18 protein-coding genes and 1 riboswitch are annotated in these 19792 nt (G+C 59.3%); of the genes, 4 read left to right on the top strand and 14 right to left on the bottom strand.

The features are described 5' to 3' along the window. Nucleotides 1-32: 32 nt before the first annotated feature. A complete protein-coding gene (locus tag ACTNA2_RS03300) occupies nt 33-779 on the bottom strand; it encodes an aspartate/glutamate racemase family protein (RefSeq protein ID WP_441048602.1) in 747 nt (248 codons plus the stop codon). A gap of 85 nt (nt 780-864) precedes the next feature. Further along, entirely contained in the window at nt 865-2121 is a 1257-nt protein-coding gene (locus ACTNA2_RS03295) for an ATP-grasp domain-containing protein (RefSeq protein WP_427748222.1), read from the bottom strand. Nucleotides 2122-2910: 789 nt separating this feature from the next. Here ACTNA2_RS03295 and ACTNA2_RS03290 point away from each other — a divergent pair. Next, nucleotides 2911-4044, top strand: coding sequence for a coiled-coil domain-containing protein (locus ACTNA2_RS03290; protein ID WP_427748224.1), 1134 nt, complete (start codon nt 2911-2913; stop codon nt 4042-4044). Between the two features lie 37 nt (nt 4045-4081). Here ACTNA2_RS03290 and ACTNA2_RS03285 read toward each other — a convergent pair whose 3' ends face one another. The 9 genes from ACTNA2_RS03285 to ACTNA2_RS03245 form a co-directional block, all read right to left on the bottom strand. Then, on the bottom strand, nt 4082-5461 hold the full coding sequence (locus tag ACTNA2_RS03285; RefSeq protein ID WP_441048601.1) for a serine/threonine protein kinase: 1380 nt from the start codon (nt 5459-5461) through the stop codon (nt 4082-4084). Between the two features lie 98 nt (nt 5462-5559). Next, complete coding sequence (locus ACTNA2_RS03280; RefSeq protein WP_154517313.1) at nt 5560-5982, bottom strand: XRE family transcriptional regulator; 423 nt, start codon at nt 5980-5982, stop codon at nt 5560-5562. A 39-nt stretch (nt 5983-6021) separates the two neighbouring features. Then, nucleotides 6022-6564 carry a DUF4352 domain-containing protein gene (locus tag ACTNA2_RS03275; RefSeq protein ID WP_154517316.1) on the bottom strand — a complete coding sequence of 181 codons (543 nt, stop codon included), beginning with the start codon at nt 6562-6564 and terminating at the stop codon, nt 6022-6024. A 419-nt stretch (nt 6565-6983) separates the two neighbouring features. Further along, nucleotides 6984-8087, bottom strand: a complete 1104-nt coding sequence (locus ACTNA2_RS03270) for an ADP-ribosylglycohydrolase family protein (protein WP_441048600.1) — start codon at nt 8085-8087, stop codon at nt 6984-6986. Between the two features lie 9 nt (nt 8088-8096). Continuing rightward, complete coding sequence (locus tag ACTNA2_RS03265) at nt 8097-9020, bottom strand: GIY-YIG nuclease family protein (protein ID WP_427727850.1); 924 nt, start codon at nt 9018-9020, stop codon at nt 8097-8099. A 480-nt stretch (nt 9021-9500) separates the two neighbouring features. Continuing rightward, nucleotides 9501-9770: a hypothetical protein gene (locus tag ACTNA2_RS03260; RefSeq protein ID WP_441036914.1), complete on the bottom strand. Its 270-nt coding sequence runs from the start codon at nt 9768-9770 to the stop codon at nt 9501-9503. Between the two features lie 83 nt (nt 9771-9853). Beyond that, entirely contained in the window at nt 9854-10195 is a 342-nt protein-coding gene (locus tag ACTNA2_RS03255; RefSeq protein ID WP_427727846.1) for a HigA family addiction module antitoxin, read from the bottom strand. Next, complete coding sequence (locus ACTNA2_RS03250; protein WP_441015768.1) at nt 10167-10448, bottom strand: type II toxin-antitoxin system RelE/ParE family toxin; 282 nt, start codon at nt 10446-10448, stop codon at nt 10167-10169. Before ACTNA2_RS03250 ends, ACTNA2_RS03255 begins: the two co-directional genes overlap by 29 nt. Nucleotides 10449-10548: 100 nt before the next feature. Continuing rightward, nucleotides 10549-11736 (bottom strand): N-acetyldiaminopimelate deacetylase, encoded by a 1188-nt coding sequence (locus ACTNA2_RS03245; protein ID WP_441048599.1) that lies wholly within the window; start codon nt 11734-11736, stop codon nt 10549-10551. 144 nt (nt 11737-11880) lie between these two features. Beyond that, nucleotides 11881-12049: riboswitch (Lysine riboswitch) on the top strand. Between the two features lie 65 nt (nt 12050-12114). On the opposite strand from ACTNA2_RS03245, the gene dapA reads away from it, so the two are divergent. The 3 genes from dapA to dapD are packed head-to-tail and all read left to right on the top strand — an operon-like array spanning nt 12115 to nt 15916. Continuing rightward, on the top strand, nt 12115-14424 hold the full coding sequence (gene dapA / locus ACTNA2_RS03240) for a 4-hydroxy-tetrahydrodipicolinate synthase (protein ID WP_441040964.1): 2310 nt from the start codon (nt 12115-12117) through the stop codon (nt 14422-14424). Continuing rightward, the gene (gene dapB / locus ACTNA2_RS03235; RefSeq protein WP_441048598.1) at nt 14417-15157 is read left to right on the top strand and encodes a 4-hydroxy-tetrahydrodipicolinate reductase; all 741 of its coding nucleotides are present in this window, start codon (nt 14417-14419) and stop codon (nt 15155-15157) included. Before dapA ends, dapB begins: the two co-directional genes overlap by 8 nt. A gap of 39 nt (nt 15158-15196) precedes the next feature. Next, entirely contained in the window at nt 15197-15916 is a 720-nt protein-coding gene (gene dapD / locus ACTNA2_RS03230; protein WP_154517324.1) for a 2,3,4,5-tetrahydropyridine-2,6-dicarboxylate N-acetyltransferase, read from the top strand. A 292-nt stretch (nt 15917-16208) separates the two neighbouring features. Here dapD and ACTNA2_RS03225 read toward each other — a convergent pair whose 3' ends face one another. The 3 genes from ACTNA2_RS03225 to ACTNA2_RS03215 form a co-directional block, all read right to left on the bottom strand. Beyond that, entirely contained in the window at nt 16209-17213 is a 1005-nt protein-coding gene (locus tag ACTNA2_RS03225) for a nucleoid-associated protein (protein ID WP_118377194.1), read from the bottom strand. 174 nt (nt 17214-17387) lie between these two features. After that, a complete protein-coding gene (locus ACTNA2_RS03220) occupies nt 17388-18338 on the bottom strand; it encodes an L-lactate dehydrogenase (RefSeq protein ID WP_089573042.1) in 951 nt (316 codons plus the stop codon). A gap of 201 nt (nt 18339-18539) precedes the next feature. Then, nucleotides 18540-19703, bottom strand: a complete 1164-nt coding sequence (locus ACTNA2_RS03215; protein WP_154517336.1) for a pyridoxal phosphate-dependent aminotransferase — start codon at nt 19701-19703, stop codon at nt 18540-18542. Nucleotides 19704-19792 lie beyond the last annotated feature (89 nt).

Here is a 19792-nt window from a genome sequence, read left to right as displayed (position 1 = left end):
AATAAACCTGTCCCTTTTTGGCAGGTCGAGGGCTACAGGCGGTAGGGGGCGCCGCTGCGGATGATGGACTCGCGTACCAAAACGTCCATGGCGTCGAGGGCGATCTCGGGCATCTCGCGATACTTTTGCAGCACCGAAAGCTCCGTGCAGGCCAGAATGACGCGGTCGCAGCCGCTGCGGGCAAACTCCCACATCACTCGGTCAAACTTATCCATATCGGGCTCGCGTCCTGCCTTCACGTCATCGTAAATAAGCGACATCACATCGGCCTGGCGCTTCTCGCTGGGATAGACGACTTCGACGCCCGCCGCCTCGCACTCGCGACCGTAGACGCCGGCACCCACGGTGCCATCGGTACCCATGATGCCGATCTTGCGCACCGGCTCGGCCGGCATGCTCAAGTTGGGGTCGAACTCACACTCCCCCATCACCACGCCGGCAAGCGCATAGCGCACCGACTCGCGCGGCATATGGATGATGGGGACCGAGGTAAACGACTGAATCTGATCGTAAAAGTAGTGCGACGTGTTGCAGGGAATGGCAATGTGCGCGCAGCCCAGCGTCTCGAGCGCCTGCGCGCATTCCTTCATGGTCGCCAGCAACTCGGTGTGGTCGCCGGTCTTAATGGCCAGTGTGCGGTCGGGCATGGTCGACTTAGAGAGCACCACCATGTCGATATGTTCCTGATCGCGGGCGGCTGCCGTGTGACGCACCACCTGGTCGTAGTAATACGACGTGGCCTCGGCGCCCATACCGCCGATAACTCCCAGCTTTTCCATCGCCGCCTCCTTGGTGACGCTCGCAGCATTGCGCGTATCATACCCGCGCCCGTCCGATACAAACCGGGCGGGCGCGACGTTCATCCTATTTGTAATACGTCTTAAACAGCTTAAAGTGACGCAGCTTGGTGTGCCACATGCGCAGCCAGCGGTTAAAGACAAAGTCGCCCTTCATAAACGAGGGGTCGGCGGCCTTACCCTCCTTGACCAGGCGATGCGCCTTAGCGCGCAGCTCGGGATCCTTGACGTATTTATCGACCACGCCCATGGGGACAACCATCCACAGCGCCTCGTTCTGCGCCGTCACAAACTCGGGCTCAAACGGGCGGTTGTACACATACTCGTCCACTACGTACTTGGCAACGTTAAAGCCACTGTTGGTGACGTAGTAGTTACTGCGGCCCTGGCGAGTGTTGAAGTCGAAGAACTTAAACGAACCGTCGCGCTCGTCGTATTTGACGTCAAAGTTGGAGAAGCCCGTAAACTTGAGGTCCTCGAGCAACTTGCGCACGCCGCCCATGAGCTCGTCATTGGGCTCGGTGATGATGCAGGCGTGGTTGCCAACGCCGTGAGGCTGGTGCTCCTCGAGCAGCACGTGGCCCAGGCACATCATGCGCACCTTGCCGTTGCGGTCGGAATAGCTGGTAAGCACGCGCATGTACTCGTCGTTGCCGGGCACGCGATCCTGCAGGATCAGATCATCGGTGTAGCCACTCGCGTATACATCGCGAATGACCTGCTCCAGCTCGGCGCGATCGGCGATCTCGTAGGCCTTCTTCTGGCCCTCGAACTCGTGCTCCCACCACATGATGCCGTCGGAAGGCTTCAGGATCATCGGGAAGGGAAAATCGATCTGGTCGAGCACCTCGGCAGGAGCCTCGCCCTGGGCGTTGAGCATGGCCATGGTAAAGGTAAACGTATGCGGATAGGGAACACCGTGCTTCTCGCACAGCTCGTAGAAGATTTCCTTCTTCTGGCACTGTTCGAGCATGCTGTAGGGCGCATAGGGCGCGATGACGTTTGAGGCAAGCTCGCCGGCATCCTGAGCCTGTGCGGCAAGCGCGACATAGTTGTCGCCGCAGCCCATGAGAATAATCTTCTTATCGGGATTGGCCTGCGCGACACCGTTAATGGTCTCGATCATGACCGGCATGGTGTCGATATCAACATTGGGCGTGTAGTCGATAATCTGGCTGCGGTACGCAGGACCGGTCTGGTACTTGCCAAAGACCAGGCTCTTGACCTGATACTCCTCGTAAAAGGCGCGCGCTACCGAATAGGCGTTGATGTCACCACCGAGCAGCACGGGGATAAACTCGCGCTCTGTAAACTGCAATGCCATGGAAACTTCCTATCTAGAACTGCCCACGACGGGCGGTCTTTATGCAACCCGTTTATTTTAGCGTGCCGGACCGTTTCCTCCTAAAGCTCCACTGTATCTATGACAATCAACGCAATTATCCAGCATGAAGGCCGCGCTCACCGCCGTATGACAAGCGGCAATGAACCCACCGTTGTTGTAGGGTTCAGCATATTGATACCCCCGAGTGAAAGGCGCACGCGTGATCCAGGAACTTCCAACCGATAACCCCATCCTCGATGCCGCAAAACGCGAGTTGGCGCAGCGCGCCAAGCGACTGCTCCTCTGCGCACCGCAAACGACGCTTACGACGGTGCCGCCTACATCACCTCCATCGATACATCGGCGCACAAAGGCACGCGCAAGACGCCCGTCGCCGGCGGACACGATACCGCCATCGAGCAGTTTGGCCTCGTCTCCGATGCCCACGCCGGTGACAACATCAGGGTAATCAAACTCGGCGACGGCACCTGTTCGTTCACCCCCGCCCAGGCGCTCAACGAAGTAGGGCAAGCTCGCCGCAATGGGGCCTTATAGCCACAAACCCCAACGTTGAGATAGCTTTCACAGTCCAAAGCCCGTCCCAGACAGGCCCCCGTAACGTTAAAGTTGAACTCTATGGTTTCTCAACAATTCGATATAACTGCAGGTCAAAGCCAAAGTCTCAAGTTCAACTTGACCCTTTAAAACCTTTAAGGTTCAAGTTGAGGTCGAAAGCAGTAGTAGAATACCTGAGGAACAATAACCTACGATTGATTGCAGAGGGACTGGATGCAGCATTCGAATCATCGCACCGCAGCGCTCATCGCGTCGAAGCCGGCTCGTATCATCACGAGCGCCGCGCTCGCCGTTGCGTTGACGGCCACGCCGATGCTCTCCCCCGTCGCGGCGTATGCCGCCTCGCAGGCAACGCAGGATCAGCTTGCCGCCGCCCAGCAGAAGATCGAAGCCGCCACGAGCGCCTACAACGATGCCCGTACCAAGCTCGGCGATCTGCAGAAGCAGATTGACGCCAACGAGGCAAGTATCGAAAAGATCGAGGCGAAGCTTCCCGATCAGCAGGAAAAGGCATGCGCCGCCATGCGCGATCTGTACAAGTACCAGAAGGGCACCAACCCCATCGTGAGCTTCCTGGTCAACGCACAGAGCCTGGGTGAGTTCATCACGACCTGCAAATACACCAACCAGATCACAAGCTCGAGCGTCGACGAGATCGAAGAGCTCAATAACATGCAAACCGAACTCGAGCAGAACAAGGCCGAGCTCCAGCAGGCCAAGTCTCAGCTTGAGGCAGAGCAGAAAAACGCCGAGGATGCGCTGGCGCAGGCCCAGCAGCTCCGCAGCGAGGCACAGGCAAAAGCCGAGCAGGAAAATGCCGCCGAGCTTGCCAAGCTTGAGGCCGATAAGGCCGCTGCCGCCGAGAAGCTCTCGGGCGAGGGCGTGAGCGGCAGCAATTCCAGCAGCCAGGCCACCAACGCCAACACCACCATCGACACCACGGTGAACAACGCCAACACCGGTAGTTCCGATTACGATTCGTTCATTAATGAGTGGACGAGCCGCATCGACAATTACCTCGCCGGCTCCCCTATGGCAGGCCAGGGCTATAACTTTGCCGTCGCCGCTTGGAATACCGGTGTCGACCCCCGTTGGTCCCCCGCCATCGCCTGCATCGAGAGCACCAAGGGTGCTTATTGCGCCAATTCTTACAACGCCTGGGGCTGGAGTGCACGTGGCGGCGGTTGGCGCAGCTTTGGCAGCTGGAGCGAGGGCATCTTCGCTCACGTTGCCTATCTGGGCGCCAACTACGGCTCCACCCTTACCCCGGCTGCGGCCAAAAAGTACTGCCCACCCACGTGGCAGGACTGGTACAACAAAGTCGCCGCTCAGATGAACCGCATCTAAGTGCAACTGCAAAGGGCCCCAATGGGGCCCTTTTCTTTTAGGTAGCGGAGGTATCGACGACGCCGGTCGCATTGGCAACTGCGACTATGACGATCATGCATAGGAGCAGCACACCCAATGCCTTGAGCCAGAGTTTCGCGAGTTTCTTGCCGCGATAGCTGTCGAGCAGTGCGAATCGCCGACGTAGACGGCGCTTATCGAGCACCGCAAAATGCATAAGCGCCATAAGGCCATCGACAAAGAAAAAATACTCGATTATGAGAAGCCACGTCGGGTAGCTTTGGTTTGCTCCCGTGGGTTGAAAGACGGCAAAGTGACTTCCGGCAAAGAACACAAGCAGCGAGAAGCAGACGAGCGTATTCCAAATGCGCCCCAGGGACTCCGGAACGTGAGAGAGCAGACCGCATGCAGTGGAGGTGGCAGGCCTAGGAAGCCTTGCGGGGTTCTGGAGCCCTTGGGGCGTCAACAACGTCTCCGAGGCCGGAGTACGGACAGGCGCAGGCGCAGGAGGCCGCACGGGGCGACTCAGATCGTATGCCGCGCGCGTCGCCCGTCCCAACGCTTCCGCACTCGCAAAACGCTTGGCCGGGTCGAGCGCCATCGCCATGCAAACGACATCGGCAAGTGGAGTGGGAATGCCGCGCACCTCGCATTGCTCGCGCATGTCGAGCCCTGGTTTAGGGTCGACTCCCGTCAAGCAGAAGAACAGCAGGGCACCGAGCGCGTAGACATCGCTTCGCACGCTCGTCTGCCCAAACCCATACTGCTCGGGCGGCGCATAGGGCCGTGTCCCAAACTTGACAGTATCGGCATCGGCGCCATCGCGCCACACGCGCGCGATCCCCAAGTCGATAATCACCAGCGATGAAAACGTCAGGCCGTCATCAGGCGTATAGTTGGCACCTGCCACGATGATATTCGACGGCTTGAGGTCGCGATGGATCACCGGCGCCGAAGCCTCCCCCGCCATTGCAAAACCGGCATGGAGCTCGCCCACGGCGTCGCAAAGGACAGGATACAATTCACGCGCATAATCGGGAGCGGATCCCAGACGGTCCACCAGCGCCCCGAGTGTCTCCCCTTCTATGTATTCCATAACCACGTTGAGCTCGTCGCCCGAACGACGACAATCGACGATTCTGGGCAGGTGCTCAAAACGCCTGCCTGCCCGCTGAGCGGCAAACAGACGCTCGTATGCCCCGCCGATTTGAGCCGAAGCATCGATGCGTTTACGGACAAAGGGACCGAGCGAACCACCGCCGGCTCCTTCAAAGTACACGAGCTCGGTTGTTTCAACGGACGAGCGCTTAAGTACACGCTCCACGCGATAGCTGTCGTCGCGATCGAGCGACGCCAGGTGCTCGGCAAGCGCTGCGGTCAGCTCGTCATTGGAATATGTTGGGGCCTGAGTATCCATAGCCTCCATCATAGCGCAGGGCGCAGACACCCCATCGCATCCGCGCCCCGTTCGTTTGCATCGTTGTTCGACAGCTCCGCCGGCTCAGATATCAGCGGCTAATTCACCGTCTCCTCGCCAAAGCGATACAGCTCCTCGTTGACCTTTTGGAGGCTGCACCCGCGATCGATGCAAAAGATGATAATCGCATCGCGGCGGTCCTTGCAGTTAAGGACGCTTACCCCGGCAGCCGTCAGCGCACGGTTGGTCTCTTTGAGCGTCAGCGCCATCGCAAAGGCAATCTGCAGTACCTTATTGCGACTCGGATGACGCGCACCGGTAAAGATCTGATAGCCAAAGGTCTCATTGAGATCGGCCATACGAACCACGCGCGAGCGCTCCAAACCCTTTTCCTGCAGTAGCTGCTTCAGGTAATCCGAAAGCGACGGGGCGGCAAAGTCGTGCTCCCTGATATAGCCATCGATGTTCGGCGCATCGAGAAGCTCATTGAGCAACTCCTCGGTCAGCTTTTTATCGGGCATACGACTTCACCTCCCATCCGGCGCAACGGTAGCGACATGCTAGGCCAGCACCCAGCTTGCAGTGGCAGACTTATCAAACATGTTGGCAAAATACAGTGCCTTCTTGATATCGCCATCAAAGTAGATATTGCCCGCCACGGAGCCACCGGCGGAAAGGGTACCAGACTGCAGCTCATCGGAGCCCTCGCTGTAGTAACCCTGATTCTGTTGGGCGCCGTTGGCGTCCTCGCCCTTCCAGTCGTAGATATTGTAATCTGCGCCCTCATCGCCATTGTTGACGTACGTGACGTGAATGCCCGTCATGGTCGAACCGTCATAATTTGTAAGGCCGGGCTGGACGGAATCGACAACGACGGAAAGACCGGCAGCTGTGGTCACCGTCGTGCCAACCGCCAGGTCAGTCGTAGGCTGCTCTTCCTTCTTCGCCTCTTCCTTCTTGTCGCCATCGCCAGCGTCCTCGGTGACGGTCGCCTTATCGCTACCACAACCGGCAAGAAGACCGGCAGTCCCCAAGGCGACGGTGGCGAATGCGCCAAGTGCAGCGCGACGGCTCAGCAGCACTTCGTTTTCGAGCTTTTTCATTATGCATCCTTCCTACGATCCGGCTACCGCGCCGGTACACAGCACATCGTAGAAGGCAGCGAGCTCAAATTCATTAGCTGGGAGCTAATGGGGGGGGTTGTAAGCCAGATTGGTACTGGATTGAGAAGATGCCTGTTCAGATGGAGCGGTGATTGAGGCTGCAGCTTGATACCAAAGCGCCCTTGCCGCGCCTCTGGCCGACGTTAGCCGCACCCCTCTCGCCTGCAAGATGCCCATGAGGGGGCTGCCCGTCGAAGATAGCGCGCGCATGGTGATCGACGATTCCGTCGCCCCGCTATCGAATAAAAGGTATGGTCCTAAGATCACTCAGGCAATAAAGCAATAGCGCTGCGGTATATCTCCCCGTGCTTTAAGTCGGCATCAGCCACCTCAGGCAAGCGATTCAAATCACGGCACCCCTATGCCAGCTCGCGAAGCCTCCCGAGCGCCAGCCTGAACCACTCCAGATCGTCCTCATCAGGCACGCTATCGTACTTCCAGTGCGTTATATAGCGCCACCGAGAGAAGACGCCGCTGCCCAGAAGCCCAACGTCGTCTATGGTGTCTATGTCCTCTCGCAGTCCTTCGGCCGTACCGGAGCGCGGATATGCCCCGGCAAAGGCCTCGCCAAAGTCCATGTGCCAACCCAGGCCGAACATGTCATGGGCCAACGCGTGGAAGTCGCGGGTGGGACCGTCCAGCGAATCCTCGAAGCGCTTAACGAACCTGCACAGGTCATCACCGTAAGCCCCGCCGAACAAATAAGGCTCAATCACGTCCTTGCCGCGCAAGGCCTCTAACCACTCGGTCGGAATGCCCTCGTATCCGTACAGGATGCCGGCCAATCCACCGGCCACGCAAGCCGTGGTGTCGGTATCGTCGCCCAGGTTCACGGCGGTCAGTACGCAGTCGCGGTAGTTGTCGGTATGTTCTAGGCACCAGATGGCGGCGTGGTAAGTATCCCACACGTAGCCGCCGCTGGCACCAGCTCTGTCCTCACTCTCGCAGCCGGCGTGCCCGCTGTAAAGCACCTCGCGGGCATAGGCGATCATGTCCACGCAGGCCTGGCAGCAGTCGTCGGTAGCGTGGGTGATCGCGCTGACCTCCCTTATGTCGCAGTCGGAGCATTCCATAAACACCATAGGCAGGCAACGCATGAGCGAGCCGTTGCCCTTGCTGTATTCGCTTGTGAGCCCGCAACCCGTATCGAGCGCCTGCCTGGTGGCGTTGCCGTAGTCGAAGACGTTCCCGTCGGCGGTGTATGCGCCTTCGTTTATCCAATTGCGGAACTTGACGAGGATATCGTCGCAATTGATATCGCCGAGCTCGCGGTAGCTGTCGCACAGCGCGAGCGCCATGGACGTGTCGTCGCTCCATGTGCCCGCAGGCTGGTTGTGCGTGCCGAGGCCCACCATGTCCGTGCAGGTAAAGCTGCCGCGCGGCCTGAACTCGTAGGGCACGCCGAGCGCATCGCCCACGGCCATGCCGTACACGCAGTCCCTCACCGTCCGTAACAAGCCCATGGCGCGCACCTAGTTCCAGTTCATGCCGAACTTGCGCGAGCAAAGCACGTCTTTCCAGTGGCTCTCGCGCTCGCACACCTCGGCGGTGGTCATCTTGGTGTCGCACACCTCTAGAATGGAGTAGGTGAAGTTTTCCACGATGTACCCAGTTCCGTGCTCGGCCACGATGGCCTTGAACTCCTTGTTGCCGCCAGTCGGGTCCATGGGGTTGGCATAGGCGCTCCAGCGCTGCCAGATACCCAAGTCCGCGCCCGCGTCCTTCTTGCTGTCGCCCGAGGCCGAACCCACGTAGAGTTTCCCCGTCGCGGTGTCGGTGATGCAGTAGACGCCCTTCACGTTGTCCAGCGCCCAGTACCAGTCGGAGCCCACGCTGGCGATAACGGCCTGCAAGGTCTTGTGGTCGATACACACGTACTTGTAGCCAGGAAAAGGGGCAACGTTGCCCAGGCTCATCGAGTACTCGTACACTACGGGCTCGAAGTCGTGCATCGTGTTCTCGTAGAACTTGTTGTAGATGTCGCGCCCGATAGGCTTCTTCAACTTGATGATGAGGCGCTTGATGTAGGCCTCGTAGTCGGGAAGAAGCGTCAACTTGTAGCCCACGCCGCCCAGCACCTCGGGTACTGCCTTCTCCACTTTGTGCATGCCGCCGAAGATGAAGTACTCGGGCCCGTAGGTGTAGTACTGTGCGAATGAGAGCAGGTAATCTGCATGGTTGAGGTTGTTATTCGCTTGTCCCGTCGCGCTCCTCCACGCGTTCATCTCGTACCACCGCGAGCCGCTATCGGTCTTCTCGGGGGTCGAGGTGTCCTTCAACAGCATGTCGTACGCGCGCACGTTCACGTCGCCAGCATTCATGTTGAATTTGATCTTTGTCTTCTCTGGGTGCGCCACCGGCATCAAATCCCTGAGCGTTATAACAGCATTTCCCATGTTAATTCCGCCGTTTCAGTTTGAAAGGCCTGTAGGTCGAATCATACCACTCGCTTTCCAGACGAAAATTAGCGCTCGGCTAACCGCTCTGCTGTTGTCGTTTCTTATGGCGAAGAAGAGCACGAAGCCGATAAGCCCCGCGCCCGTGTTTATGCCTTGTTTGGCGATTGTTCGTGATGTGCCCGCACAGCTATTTTTGGTGAATAATCCGAAAGTAAGGAAGATAAGCGCGAATCATCCACGCCACCATCCGTCTCGCCCGCACTCGGGCAATACGCAGTGCCCGCTCCTGATCGGCCGTCCCTAGCGCCGGCGCGAACTCTTAGATGGCGTCTTTTGCGCTCATCACCTTGCGGAAGACGGTCGCGTCCTGCTTGCCGATGGGAATCGCGATCTTCTTGCCGCCCGCGCGTCGCACTCCGTCTTGAACAACATGTCCCATCCGCCCCCTCGCCTCATCCTCAAAAGGCTCGTCGAAGCCTAGCCCACCGTGACGGATTCCCCGGTAAAGGTGCTAACGAGCAGCAAAACAAAGAACACAAGGTAGCCGATGCTCAACAGGTAGGCGGTAACCAAAAAGACAATCCATCCCACATCGGTCTTGCCGTCGGCATGGCGTTGCTCGCGATTGCGGCAGAGCCAAATCGTCACGCCAATGGCCACGATCAGCAACACGAGTGCCGCTGCCGCCAACCCGGCAAGCGCAAACATAACGCCAATGCTCACAGCAATAACCGGAAGCAACAACAAGCCGCATCCACACCCACCGGGACTATAAACGGCAGACTGTCGGCGTCGCCCCATCGTCACTCCAACCTCAACATCTTTGAACACTACAATGCGATAGCCTGCTGAACAGGAACGATCTTATCCAGTTCCGGCTCGATGCGCCTCTTTTCCGCCTCGAGGTCAAACGCTATCTGGGCGCGCAGCCAATAACCATCCGTTAGGCCAAAGTAGCGGCAAAGGCGAAGATCGGTGTCAGCCGTAACACGACGCCTCCCCAAAATAATCTGCCCAATACGCTGTGCCGGAATCCCGGTCTCCTTAGCAAGACGATATTGAGAAATGCCCATAGGAACAAGAAATTCCTCTTTGAGAAGTTCACCAGGAGTCACCGGTGACAGCAAATCGGGCGCGGTCTCATCACTTGTGATAATCGACGATTTCGACATTCCAAGCCATCCCCTTTCTCCACTCAAAGCAGACCCGATAGCGCTCATTAACACGGATACTATATTGGCCGGCGCGATCGCCCTTCAACGCTTCAAGACGATTGCCCGGAGGAACGCGAAGGTCATCAAGTGAAGCACAAACCTGCAGTTGACGAATCTTCCTCAATGCGACCCGCTCAAAGGGCACGAACCTCCTGACCCGCACACCCATTGCAAAACGTTCGGTATCCTCATCTTTGTACGATGCAATCATAGTATTGCCTTACGTTAATAACGTCAAACGTTTCTACAGACATACATCTCTATTATACCGTACATTTGTTCGTATTTTCTAGAACATGCGCCCGCGCCGATTAACCAAGCAAAAGCAATCGTTTGTAGACATCGAGGCCCTTGAGCAGAATTTCCTCGTCAAAGAGCATGGTATCAGTGTGAAGGGCGCTCGTGGCATAGGCGGGACAGCCATCCGAATCGCTCGGGTTTTCTTGACCCTCCGGCACACCCGTGCCCAGCAAGAAGAACACGCCCGGCAGATGGCGCTGATAGAACGCAAAGTCCTCGGCAATTAACAGCGGCTCCTCCACAAGCTGCAGGCCGGGCAAGGCAGGCGCGACGCTGGCGAACAACTCGGAGTCGTTGTCGACCGGCGGATAGCCCTCGGCAAAGTCGAGATCGTACGTGCAGCCCGTTGCGGCACAGGCATCGTCCAGCACGCGGCGCACGCCCTCGCGCGCCCGGTCGAACATGCCGTCCGTAAACACACGCAGGCTTCCGGCCACATGGGCCTCCCCCGCCACCGCGTTGCAAACCGTACCGGCCTGCAGCAGACCAAACTTGCCGATACAGGGCTCGTCGCCGCCCAGCTCGTCCATCAGCTCGCGCTCGGCAACCAAAAACTTCGCTGCCGCCAACGCGGCATCGTGCGACTCCTCGACCGGCACGCCATAGGTCTTAGCAATATGGATGCTCGTACCGTGAATATAGATATGCGTCTCGCTCGAACGCGCCAGCAGCGGACCGGAACAGCTCGCCAACGTGCCGGCAGGCAGATCGGGCCACACATGGAAGCCAAAAATGCGGTCGACCCCATAGCGCTCGAACACGCCGCTCTCGCATACCGTCTTGGCACCACCGGTCGTTTCCTCGGCCGGCTGGAACACAAAGAGCACGTTGCGCCTCATGACGCCCGGCTGCTCGCGAATCGTACGGTCGACATACGTCGCGGCGGCAAGTGCCATGGCCATGTGACCGTCATGTCCGCAAGCGTGCATCTTGCCGGGATGGGTCGAGGCAAAGGCCGCCCCTGTCGCCTCCTCAATGGGCAGCGCATCCATATCGGCGCGAATCGCCGTGGCATGCGCGGCATCAACGCCGGCGTCGAAGAAAGCGCAGACGCAGCTGGGGCACGGATGGGTCACTTCGCAGGTGAGCGGTGCCAGCACGCCCTCGATATAGGCAATGGTTTGCGGAAGATCGAAATCGAGCTCCGGAATGCGATGGAGATCGCGGCGATAGCGACGGAGTTCTTGGAGCTCGGTCATAGAGGATCCCTTCGTGAGGCACATTTGTTGCAACTTATTGTGATACAGGATTGTGGCGCACATGTTTCCAGCATATCCCTGCATTTTTTAAACGTTATATACGAATACTCTTGTTTGGTAAAGTGCAACGTGATAGGGTCTTTACCACTTGATAGAGGCGCGGGCACGAAGAGCCGCGGGCGAGTCGGCAGGCTTTGACCCCGCGGGGAGGCGAAACCCGCCGAACTGGGTTTTTCGGGCACGAACAACCTGGTGGGCCTGTGGGAAACACCCACAGGACTGTCTGCAGCAATGCGGGAGCGCTATCCGGACATTGGGTCCACGCTATGCGGATTCGATGCGCAGATGGCGCCGTCTGGATAGCGAGGTTTACGGGACATGGCATTGACCCCCAACGAGGCATATGCGGCCAAGCAGCCGTTTGTGGACAAGGAGACGCTCGAGCATATCGTCGAGCAGTTCCCCACGCCGTTTCATCTATACGACGAGGCGGGCATCCGCCGCAACATGCAAGAGGTGCGCGACGCCTTTGCGTGGAACCCGGGCTTTAAGGAATACTTTGCCGTCAAGGCCAACCCCAACCCGGCACTCATCTCCATTCTCAACGAATACGGCTGCGGCTGCGATTGCTCGAGCTATACCGAGCTCATGATCGCCCGCTCGCTGGGTATCACGGGACACGACATCATGTTCTCGTCCAACGACACGCCGGCTGCGGACTTTGAGCTCGCCGACAAGCTGGGTGCCATCGTCAACTTTGACGACATCAGCCACATCGAGTTCTTTGAGCGCGTTGCGGGACCCATCCCCAAGACGGTCAGCTGCCGCTTTAATCCGGGCGGCCTGTTCCAGCTCTCCAACGGCATCATGGACAACCCTGGCGACTCCAAATACGGCATGACCACCGAGCAACTCTTCGAGGCCTTCCGTATGCTCAAGACCAAGGGTGCCGAGGACTTTGGCATCCACGCATTCCTTGCCAGCAACACCGTCACCAACGACTACTACCCCAAGCTCGCGCGCATCCTCTTTGAGCTTGCCGTGCGCCTGGAGCGCGAGACCGGCGCACACGTCGCCTTCATCAATCTATCCGGCGGCGTCGGCATCCCCTACCTGCCCGAACAACAGGCCAACGACATTCACGCCATCGGCGAGGGAGTGCACGCGGCATACGACGAGATCCTGGTCCCCGCAGGCATGGGCGATGTGGCAATCTACACCGAGATGGGCCGCTTTATGATGGGCCCCTACGGCTGCCTGGTCACCAAGGCCATCCACGAGAAGCAGATCTACAAGGACTATATCGGTGTCGATGCAAGCGCCGTCGATTTGATCCGCCCCGCCATGTATGGTGCCTACCACCACATTACGGTGATGGGTCAGCCGGGCGGCGCCGACAAGGGCACAGCGCCCGTCACGAACACCTATGACATCACGGGCAATCTGTGCGAGAACAACGACAAGTTCGCCATCGATCGCGAGCTACCGCATATCGACATGGGCGACCTGCTTGTAATCCACGATACCGGTGCGCATGGCTACTCCATGGGCTACAACTACAACGGACGGCTGCGCTCCGCCGAGGTCCTGCTGCGCCCCGATGGCGCGGCCGACCTCATCCGCCGCGCCGAGCGCCCGGGCGATTACTTTGCCACGCTCGACGTGCTGCCGTGCGGCCGAGAACTGTTGGCCAAGTCGCGCGCCGAAAGTGCCCGCCACCGCGCCCAAGACGAGCGCCTGGCAGTCGCCGCCCAATGGAACAAGCGCATCCAGATCGCCGAAGCGAAGGAGAAGAACATGGACATCCGCAATCTCGAGGGCTCAATCGTCGCCCTGGTTACGCCGTTTAAAAAGGACGGCAGTGTCGACTTTGATGCGCTCGAGCGCCTTATCGATTTCCACCTGCAAAATGGCACCGACGCCATCCTCGCCCTGGGCACCACCGGCGAGAGCGCCACGATGACCGACGACGAGGACAACTCCGTTGTCGCCGCGGTGGTCAAGCAAGTTGCAGGACGCGTCCCCGTCATCGCCGGCTCGGGCTCCAACTCCACGCAGACCATGCTCACCAAGTCGCTCACTTACCAGGGCTTGGGGGCCGACGGCCTGCTGCTCATTACCCCCTACTACAACAAATCCAACGAAGAGGGTATCTACCAGCACTTTAAGACCGTCGCCGATGCCGTAGACATCCCCTGCATCCTGTACAACATCCCCGGCCGCTGTGGCTGCGGCATCAGCGAGCGCAACGTGGAGCGCTTGGCCGCGCACCCCAACATCATGGGTATTAAGGAAGCCTCGGGCAACGTCGCCTACGCTGCCAAGATCGCCCACCTGCTGTCCGACGACTTCCGCATGTACTCGGGCGAGGACGCGCTCACCGTGCCGCTCATGAGCTTGGGTGCTTCGGGCACCATCAGCGTGTGGGCCGACGTGCAGCCGCAGCTCGTACATGACATGTGCCGCGCCTATCTGGACGGTGACGTGGCACGTGCCCGCGATATCCAGATTGCCGGCCAGCCGCTCATCAATGCCCTCTTTAGCGAGGTCAACCCCATCCCCGTCAAGGAAGCGCTCGCCCAGATGGGTATGATCGAGGCAAACTACCGCATGCCGCTGTGCCCCATGGCAGACGATACGCGCTCCGCACTTACCGATGCTCTGAAGGGAGCTGGTCTGCTTGATTAAGACCGTCATTATGGGAACGGGCCGCATGGGCTCGCTCATCCGCACTACCGCCGAGGGTATTGTCGACGCTGCCGGAGAGCCCGTTTTTGACATCGTCGCCCAGATCGGCTTCGACTTGTCAGAGCTCGAGAACGCTCCGGCAGCCGACGTCATCATCGACTTCTCGAACGTTGCGACCTTCGACGCCGTCGTCGCCTATGTCGAGCGCACGGGCGCGGCGTTGGTCTCGGGCACCACAGGCTATACGCCCGAGCAGATGGATCGCCTGCGCGAGCTGGGTCAGAGCACCCGCGTCATGCACTCCGGCAATTACTCCATCGGTATCGCAGCCCTGCGTCATCTGGTGGCACAGGCCACGCGAGAGCTGCCCGGCTTTGACTGCGAAATCGTCGAGACGCACCACAACCAAAAGGTCGACGCCCCCAGCGGCACTGCCAAGTTGCTGCTCGACGCCGTCGTCGAAGCCGAGCCCGAGGCAGGCTACCACCCCGTCTATGGCCGCGAGGGCATGTGCGGAGCGCGCGACCCCAAGGAGATCGGCATGCACTCGCTGCGCGGTGGCACTGTCGCCGGCGTGCACGAAGTGAGTTTCTTTGGCCAGGACGAGGAGGTCACGCTCACGCATCGCGCCACGAGTCGTCAGATCTTTGTCAACGGCGCCTTGGCAGCCGCGCAGAAACTCGTCACCCGCGAGCACGGCTTCTATACGTTCGACCAGGTCATGTTTGCCTAACCAGGTATCAACCGGATCCACCCAAAGGAGAGACCGCAAATGAGCAACGCAGCCGAAATGGATGCACAGGAGATTATCAACTATATCGCCACCGCGCCCAAGAAGACGCCCGTCAAGCTGTACGTGCGCGAAAAGCCGGGCATGAAGGTCCAGTGGGGCAATGCGCATGTCTATGGCGGCCGCCGTGGCAAGACCGTCTTTGGCGACTGGGATGAGCTCAAGGCAATCCTCGACGCCAACGTCGATTCCATCGATTACTACGACGTGGAGAACGACTGCCGCAACTCCGCCGTGCCCATGCTCGACCTCAAGGGCATCAACGCCCGCATCGAGCCGGGTGCGATCATCCGCGACCGCGTCGAGATCGGCGACCGTGCCGTCATCATGATGGGCGCCATCATCAACATCGGCTCCGTCATTGGCGAAGGCTCCATGATCGATATGGGCGCCGTGCTGGGCGGTCGCGCCACCGTGGGCAAGAACTGCCACATCGGCGCCGGCACCGTGCTGGCAGGCGTCGTGGAGCCCGCCAGCGCCACCCCCGTCATCATCGAGGACGACGTTATGATCGGCGCCAATGCTGTGGTCCTGGAAGGCGTGCGCGTGGGCAAGGGTGCTGTCGTTGCCGCCGGCGCCGTGTGCGTCGAGGACGTCCCCGCCGGCGCCGTGGTCGCCGGTGTCCCCGCCCGCGTTATCAAGATGCGCGACGAGAAGACCGACAGCAAGACCGGTCTCGAGGAAGGCCTGCGCCAGCTGTAGGGTTACGCGGTTTTACCAAACCGCGTAACTTGTCGACGCTGCACCTTTGGTTCCGTCGTTCTAACGAACGACGGACCGGTCGACGCTGCAAACGCCCCTAAGCGGCAATCCGACGTTCAATCGTGGGCATGACCAGAAGGTCAATGCCCTCCTCTTTCACGTCACCTTGCTCGCTCTGGGTCGTTTTCGCTGACTTATGCTCAACCTGCAACGTGATTAAGCCCCAAGTAAAAAGGCCGAAACCCCATCCAGGGCTTCGGCCTTTGCTTTCCCGCTGTAGGCGCAACGCAACTTATCGGTTCTCGATGCTGCCGATGTTTTTGAGCTCGATGGAGATGAGGCCGTTGGGCTCGTTGACAAACTCGATGTACTCGGAGTTAGAACCCATCTCGGCCGGGAAGCTGATCTCGATACCCGTATCGGTACGAATCTTATGATTGCGCACCGCCGCGCGTTCGACTTGCTTGCGCTCCACGGGCACGCGCTCGGGCACCTTCTCCTCGGTCAGCGCCGCACGCACGCTCTCCTTGATGACCGGCTCGTCCTCAAAGACCTCATCGACGATATCCCAAGGCGGCAGCTCCTCGTCGTCTTCAACCTTCTCGGCAACGGCGGCTTTGACCTTGGCGAGCGCTACGGCCGTGTTGGCGCCGTGCTCCTCGGCGACTTCCTCGACCACGCGCGTCACCGTGTCGATGACCTCCTTACCCGAAACCCCCGTGTCGCACTGCAGCAGGCCGTCGGGAATGAGCATGCGGTCCTCGCCGGCAATCTTGCGCTTCTTGTCCACATAGCCGATCTCCATGGTGCTTGCACGCACGATGGCATAGCTCGGCACCTTTTGCGAGGGGTTTGGCAAAATGGCGTAGTGGCGCGCGATGTCGTTACGAACCTCGCCCTCTTCGCGACCCACCTCGTGCATGAATGCCTGCTTGGAGCCCAGCAGCATCACGGCAAACCAGCGGGCATCTTCATCATCGTCAAAGTCCGCCACAAGCACGTCAGTGGACTCGGCTTTCTCGGCTTTGGTGAGCTCGGAGGAAATAAACTCCGCAATCTGCTGAGACAAGTCCACGAACTCACGCTCACCAAAGAAATAGCCCTTGAGCTCGCCGCCAAACGCAGAGTTCTCCGCAAACGTGGCGCGCTTATTGTCGGCCGAGGTACGTGCGCGGCGCAGATGCGTGGTCACAAAGCTGCGCACGGTACGGCTTTCGATATCCAGCTCGCGCTGGCTCATGACGTTGACGGCAGAGTCAAAGTCCAGGATATGCAGAATCGCGTGATTGATTTTCATATACGGCATTCCGTTCTAGATCGCTTTTGGCACGAACCAGTATAGCGGTCGAGTCCACCCCAGGCGCATCGAAGATTGGTGCAAACAAGCCTGTCCCCAATGCATCAAAAAAGGCGCCCGGGTCACATGGGCCCGGACGCCTTCGTTGTAGCCTGTTGCTTAAACGAGCCGAATTTAGCAGGAAAAGTCGACACTGTCGATAATGTCCTTGAGGGCCTTTGCGGAGGCAGTGAGCTCATGCTGCTCGTCATCGTTCAGCGGCACGGGGACGCGGCAGACAACGCCGTCGCGGCCAACGACGGTCGGCATGGAGATGGCAAGATCGGACAGGCCGTACTCGCCCACCATGAGCGAGGAGACGGGCAGAACAGTCTGCTCGTCACGCATGACGGCAGTGCAGATGCGCTTTACTGCCATAGCGACACCGTAGTAGGTGGCGTGCTTCTTCTCGATGATGGTGTAGGCGGAGTTCTTGACGTCCTCGGCGATGCGCTTCTCGGCAGCCTCATGCTCCAGGTGGCCGTGAAGCTCGCAGAAGGTGTTCAGCGGCACGCCGGCAACCTGAGCGCTGGACCAGGCGACAAACTCGGAGTCGCCGTGCTCGCCCATGACATAGGCCTGAACGTCGCGCGGGTCAACCTCGACGTGGGCGCCGAGCATTTGCTGTAGACGGCCGGTGTCGAGCACGGTGCCGGAGCCGATGACATGGCCCTCGGGCAGACCGGACATCTTGATGGCGGCGTAGGTCAGAACGTCGACCGGGTTGGAGACGATGAGCAGAATGCCGTCGAAGCCAGACTTTTTAATCTCGGGAATAATGGACTTAAAGATGCTGACGTTCTTGTTGACCAGGTCCAGGCGGGTCTCACCGGGCTTCTGAGCAGCGCCAGCGGTGACGACGATCATGGCGGCGTCGGCGACATCAGAATAATCGCCGGCGTAGATCTTCATCGGCTCGGCAAACGTCATGCCGTGCGCAATATCCAGGGCCTCGCCCTCGGCGCGGTTCTTGTCCACGTCGATGAGAACCATCTCGGAGAACAGACCACTCTGCATCAGCGCGAACGCCGAAGACGAACCGACGAAACCGCAGCCGACAATAGCGACCTTCTTCTCGTTAACCATTAGAAACTCCCATCTCTCTCCACAAACAAGCCGCCCGGGAACGACCCGAGCGGCTTGCCGTAATCCCAATACATCCAATCGGGACTTTGATTATGCTCCTATACGCAGCCAAAAATCGACCGTTTACCGAAATTGTTTGAAGGATTCGTAAAATAACTGCACGAAATCGGTTTCGAGCTATTGACGAGCCCAAATAGCCTTCTAATACAGGCCCGCCTCGCGAATGGCCTCGACAGCCAAAGCGATCTGATCGGGCGGCAGGACCAGCGCCATGCGCACGTGCCCCTCGCCCGAAGGGCCAAAGCTCGCGCCCGGCGTCACCACGACGCCGGCCTTCTCCATAAGCTCCTCGCAAAACGCCATGGAATCGGTGCGGCCACCGGGAAGCTTGGCCCACACAAACATAGAGCCATGCGCGTTGGGACGCTCCCAGCCCAGGTCCTCAAGACCGTCGCACAGGGCATCGCGGCGCTCCTGGTACTTCAGACGTTGCGCCTCGACCTCATCGCGCGGACCATTGAGGCAGGCGATGGCGGCCTTCTGAATCGGGAAGAACATGCCAAAGTCGATCTGGCTGCGCAGCTTGGCAAAGGCTGAGACCACATCCTCGCGGCCGACCAAAAAGCCGATGCGCGCACCGGTGACGTTAAACGACTTGGAAAGCGAGAAGAATTCCACGCCCACCTCGAGCGCACCGGGATACTGCAAGAAACTGCCGCCGGGCTCGCCGTCAAACACGATGTCGGAGTACGCGTTGTCATGGACGATCAGCAGGTCGTGCTCGCGGGCGAAGGCGATGATCTCCTCGTAGACCTCGGGCGTGCCCACCGAGCCCACCGGGTTGGCGGGCAACGACACGATCATGTACTTGGCACGATCGGCCACCTCGGGATCGATGCCCGCCACATAGGGCAGGTAATTGTGCTCCGCCACCAGCGGATAGTACTCGAGCTTGGCATCGGCGATCTTGGCGCCCGCCTCAAAGACCGGATAGCACGGATCGGGAACCAGAATGGTGTCACCCGGATCGAGCAGGGCCAGGCCCAAATGACCCACGCCCTCCTGCGTGCCGTTGCACGACTGCACCATGGACGGCGTAATGCCCGAAACGCCAAAGCGACGCTCATAGTAATCGCACACGGCCTGCTTAAGCTCGGGCAGGTCGCGCAGGGAATACTTCCACATCTCGGGATTTTGGGCAGCCTGCGTGAGCGCCTCGACCACGTGGTCGTACGGCTTAAAGTCGGGCGTGCCCACGCTCATGTTGTAAATGGTCTTGCCCTGAGCCTTCAGCGCAAGAAGTTTGTTGTTGAGCGAGGCGAAGACCTCCGCGCCAAAGCGGTCGAGACGCTGCGATGCCTGCATGGTGCCACCTTTCGATATAAAAAAACGGCGCTCCGACAAGAGCGCCGCGCGATACGGGCCATCAGATTGCAAAAGTGTAACGCTTGCAA

This window comes from Collinsella sp. HCP28S3_E9 (assembly GCF_052065455.1).
Lineage (GTDB): Bacteria > Actinomycetota > Coriobacteriia > Coriobacteriales > Coriobacteriaceae > Collinsella.
The sequence above is the reverse complement of the archived record's forward strand: the minus strand, read 5'-3'. Positions and strand labels throughout refer to the sequence as shown.

Bases quoted from the DNA above. Each gene is read 5' to 3' on its own strand.
- ACTNA2_RS03300 (WP_441048602.1), bottom strand. From the start codon at position 779: ATGGAAAAGCTGGGAGTTATCGGCGGTATGGGCGCCGAGGCCACGTCG.
- ACTNA2_RS03295 (WP_427748222.1), bottom strand. From the start codon at position 2,121: ATGGCATTGCAGTTTACAGAGCGCGAGTTTATCCCCGTGCTGCTCGGT.
- ACTNA2_RS03290 (WP_427748224.1), top strand. From the start codon at position 2,911: ATGCAGCATTCGAATCATCGCACCGCAGCGCTCATCGCGTCGAAGCCG.
- ACTNA2_RS03285 (WP_441048601.1), bottom strand. From the start codon at position 5,461: ATGGATACTCAGGCCCCAACATATTCCAATGACGAGCTGACCGCAGCG.
- ACTNA2_RS03280 (WP_154517313.1), bottom strand. From the start codon at position 5,982: ATGCCCGATAAAAAGCTGACCGAGGAGTTGCTCAATGAGCTTCTCGAT.
- ACTNA2_RS03275 (WP_154517316.1), bottom strand. From the start codon at position 6,564: ATGAAAAAGCTCGAAAACGAAGTGCTGCTGAGCCGTCGCGCTGCACTT.
- ACTNA2_RS03270 (WP_441048600.1), bottom strand. From the start codon at position 8,087: ATGGGCTTGTTACGGACGGTGAGGGACTGCGTGTACGGCATGGCCGTG.
- ACTNA2_RS03265 (WP_427727850.1), bottom strand. From the start codon at position 9,020: ATGGGAAATGCTGTTATAACGCTCAGGGATTTGATGCCGGTGGCGCAC.
- ACTNA2_RS03255 (WP_427727846.1), bottom strand. From the start codon at position 10,195: ATGTCGAAATCGTCGATTATCACAAGTGATGAGACCGCGCCCGATTTG.
- ACTNA2_RS03250 (WP_441015768.1), bottom strand. From the start codon at position 10,448: ATGATTGCATCGTACAAAGATGAGGATACCGAACGTTTTGCAATGGGT.
- ACTNA2_RS03245 (WP_441048599.1), bottom strand. From the start codon at position 11,736: ATGACCGAGCTCCAAGAACTCCGTCGCTATCGCCGCGATCTCCATCGC.
- dapA (WP_441040964.1), top strand. From the start codon at position 12,115: ATGGCATTGACCCCCAACGAGGCATATGCGGCCAAGCAGCCGTTTGTG.
- dapD (WP_154517324.1), top strand. From the start codon at position 15,197: ATGAGCAACGCAGCCGAAATGGATGCACAGGAGATTATCAACTATATC.
- ACTNA2_RS03225 (WP_118377194.1), bottom strand. From the start codon at position 17,213: ATGAAAATCAATCACGCGATTCTGCATATCCTGGACTTTGACTCTGCC.
- ACTNA2_RS03220 (WP_089573042.1), bottom strand. From the start codon at position 18,338: ATGGTTAACGAGAAGAAGGTCGCTATTGTCGGCTGCGGTTTCGTCGGT.
- ACTNA2_RS03215 (WP_154517336.1), bottom strand. From the start codon at position 19,703: ATGCAGGCATCGCAGCGTCTCGACCGCTTTGGCGCGGAGGTCTTCGCC.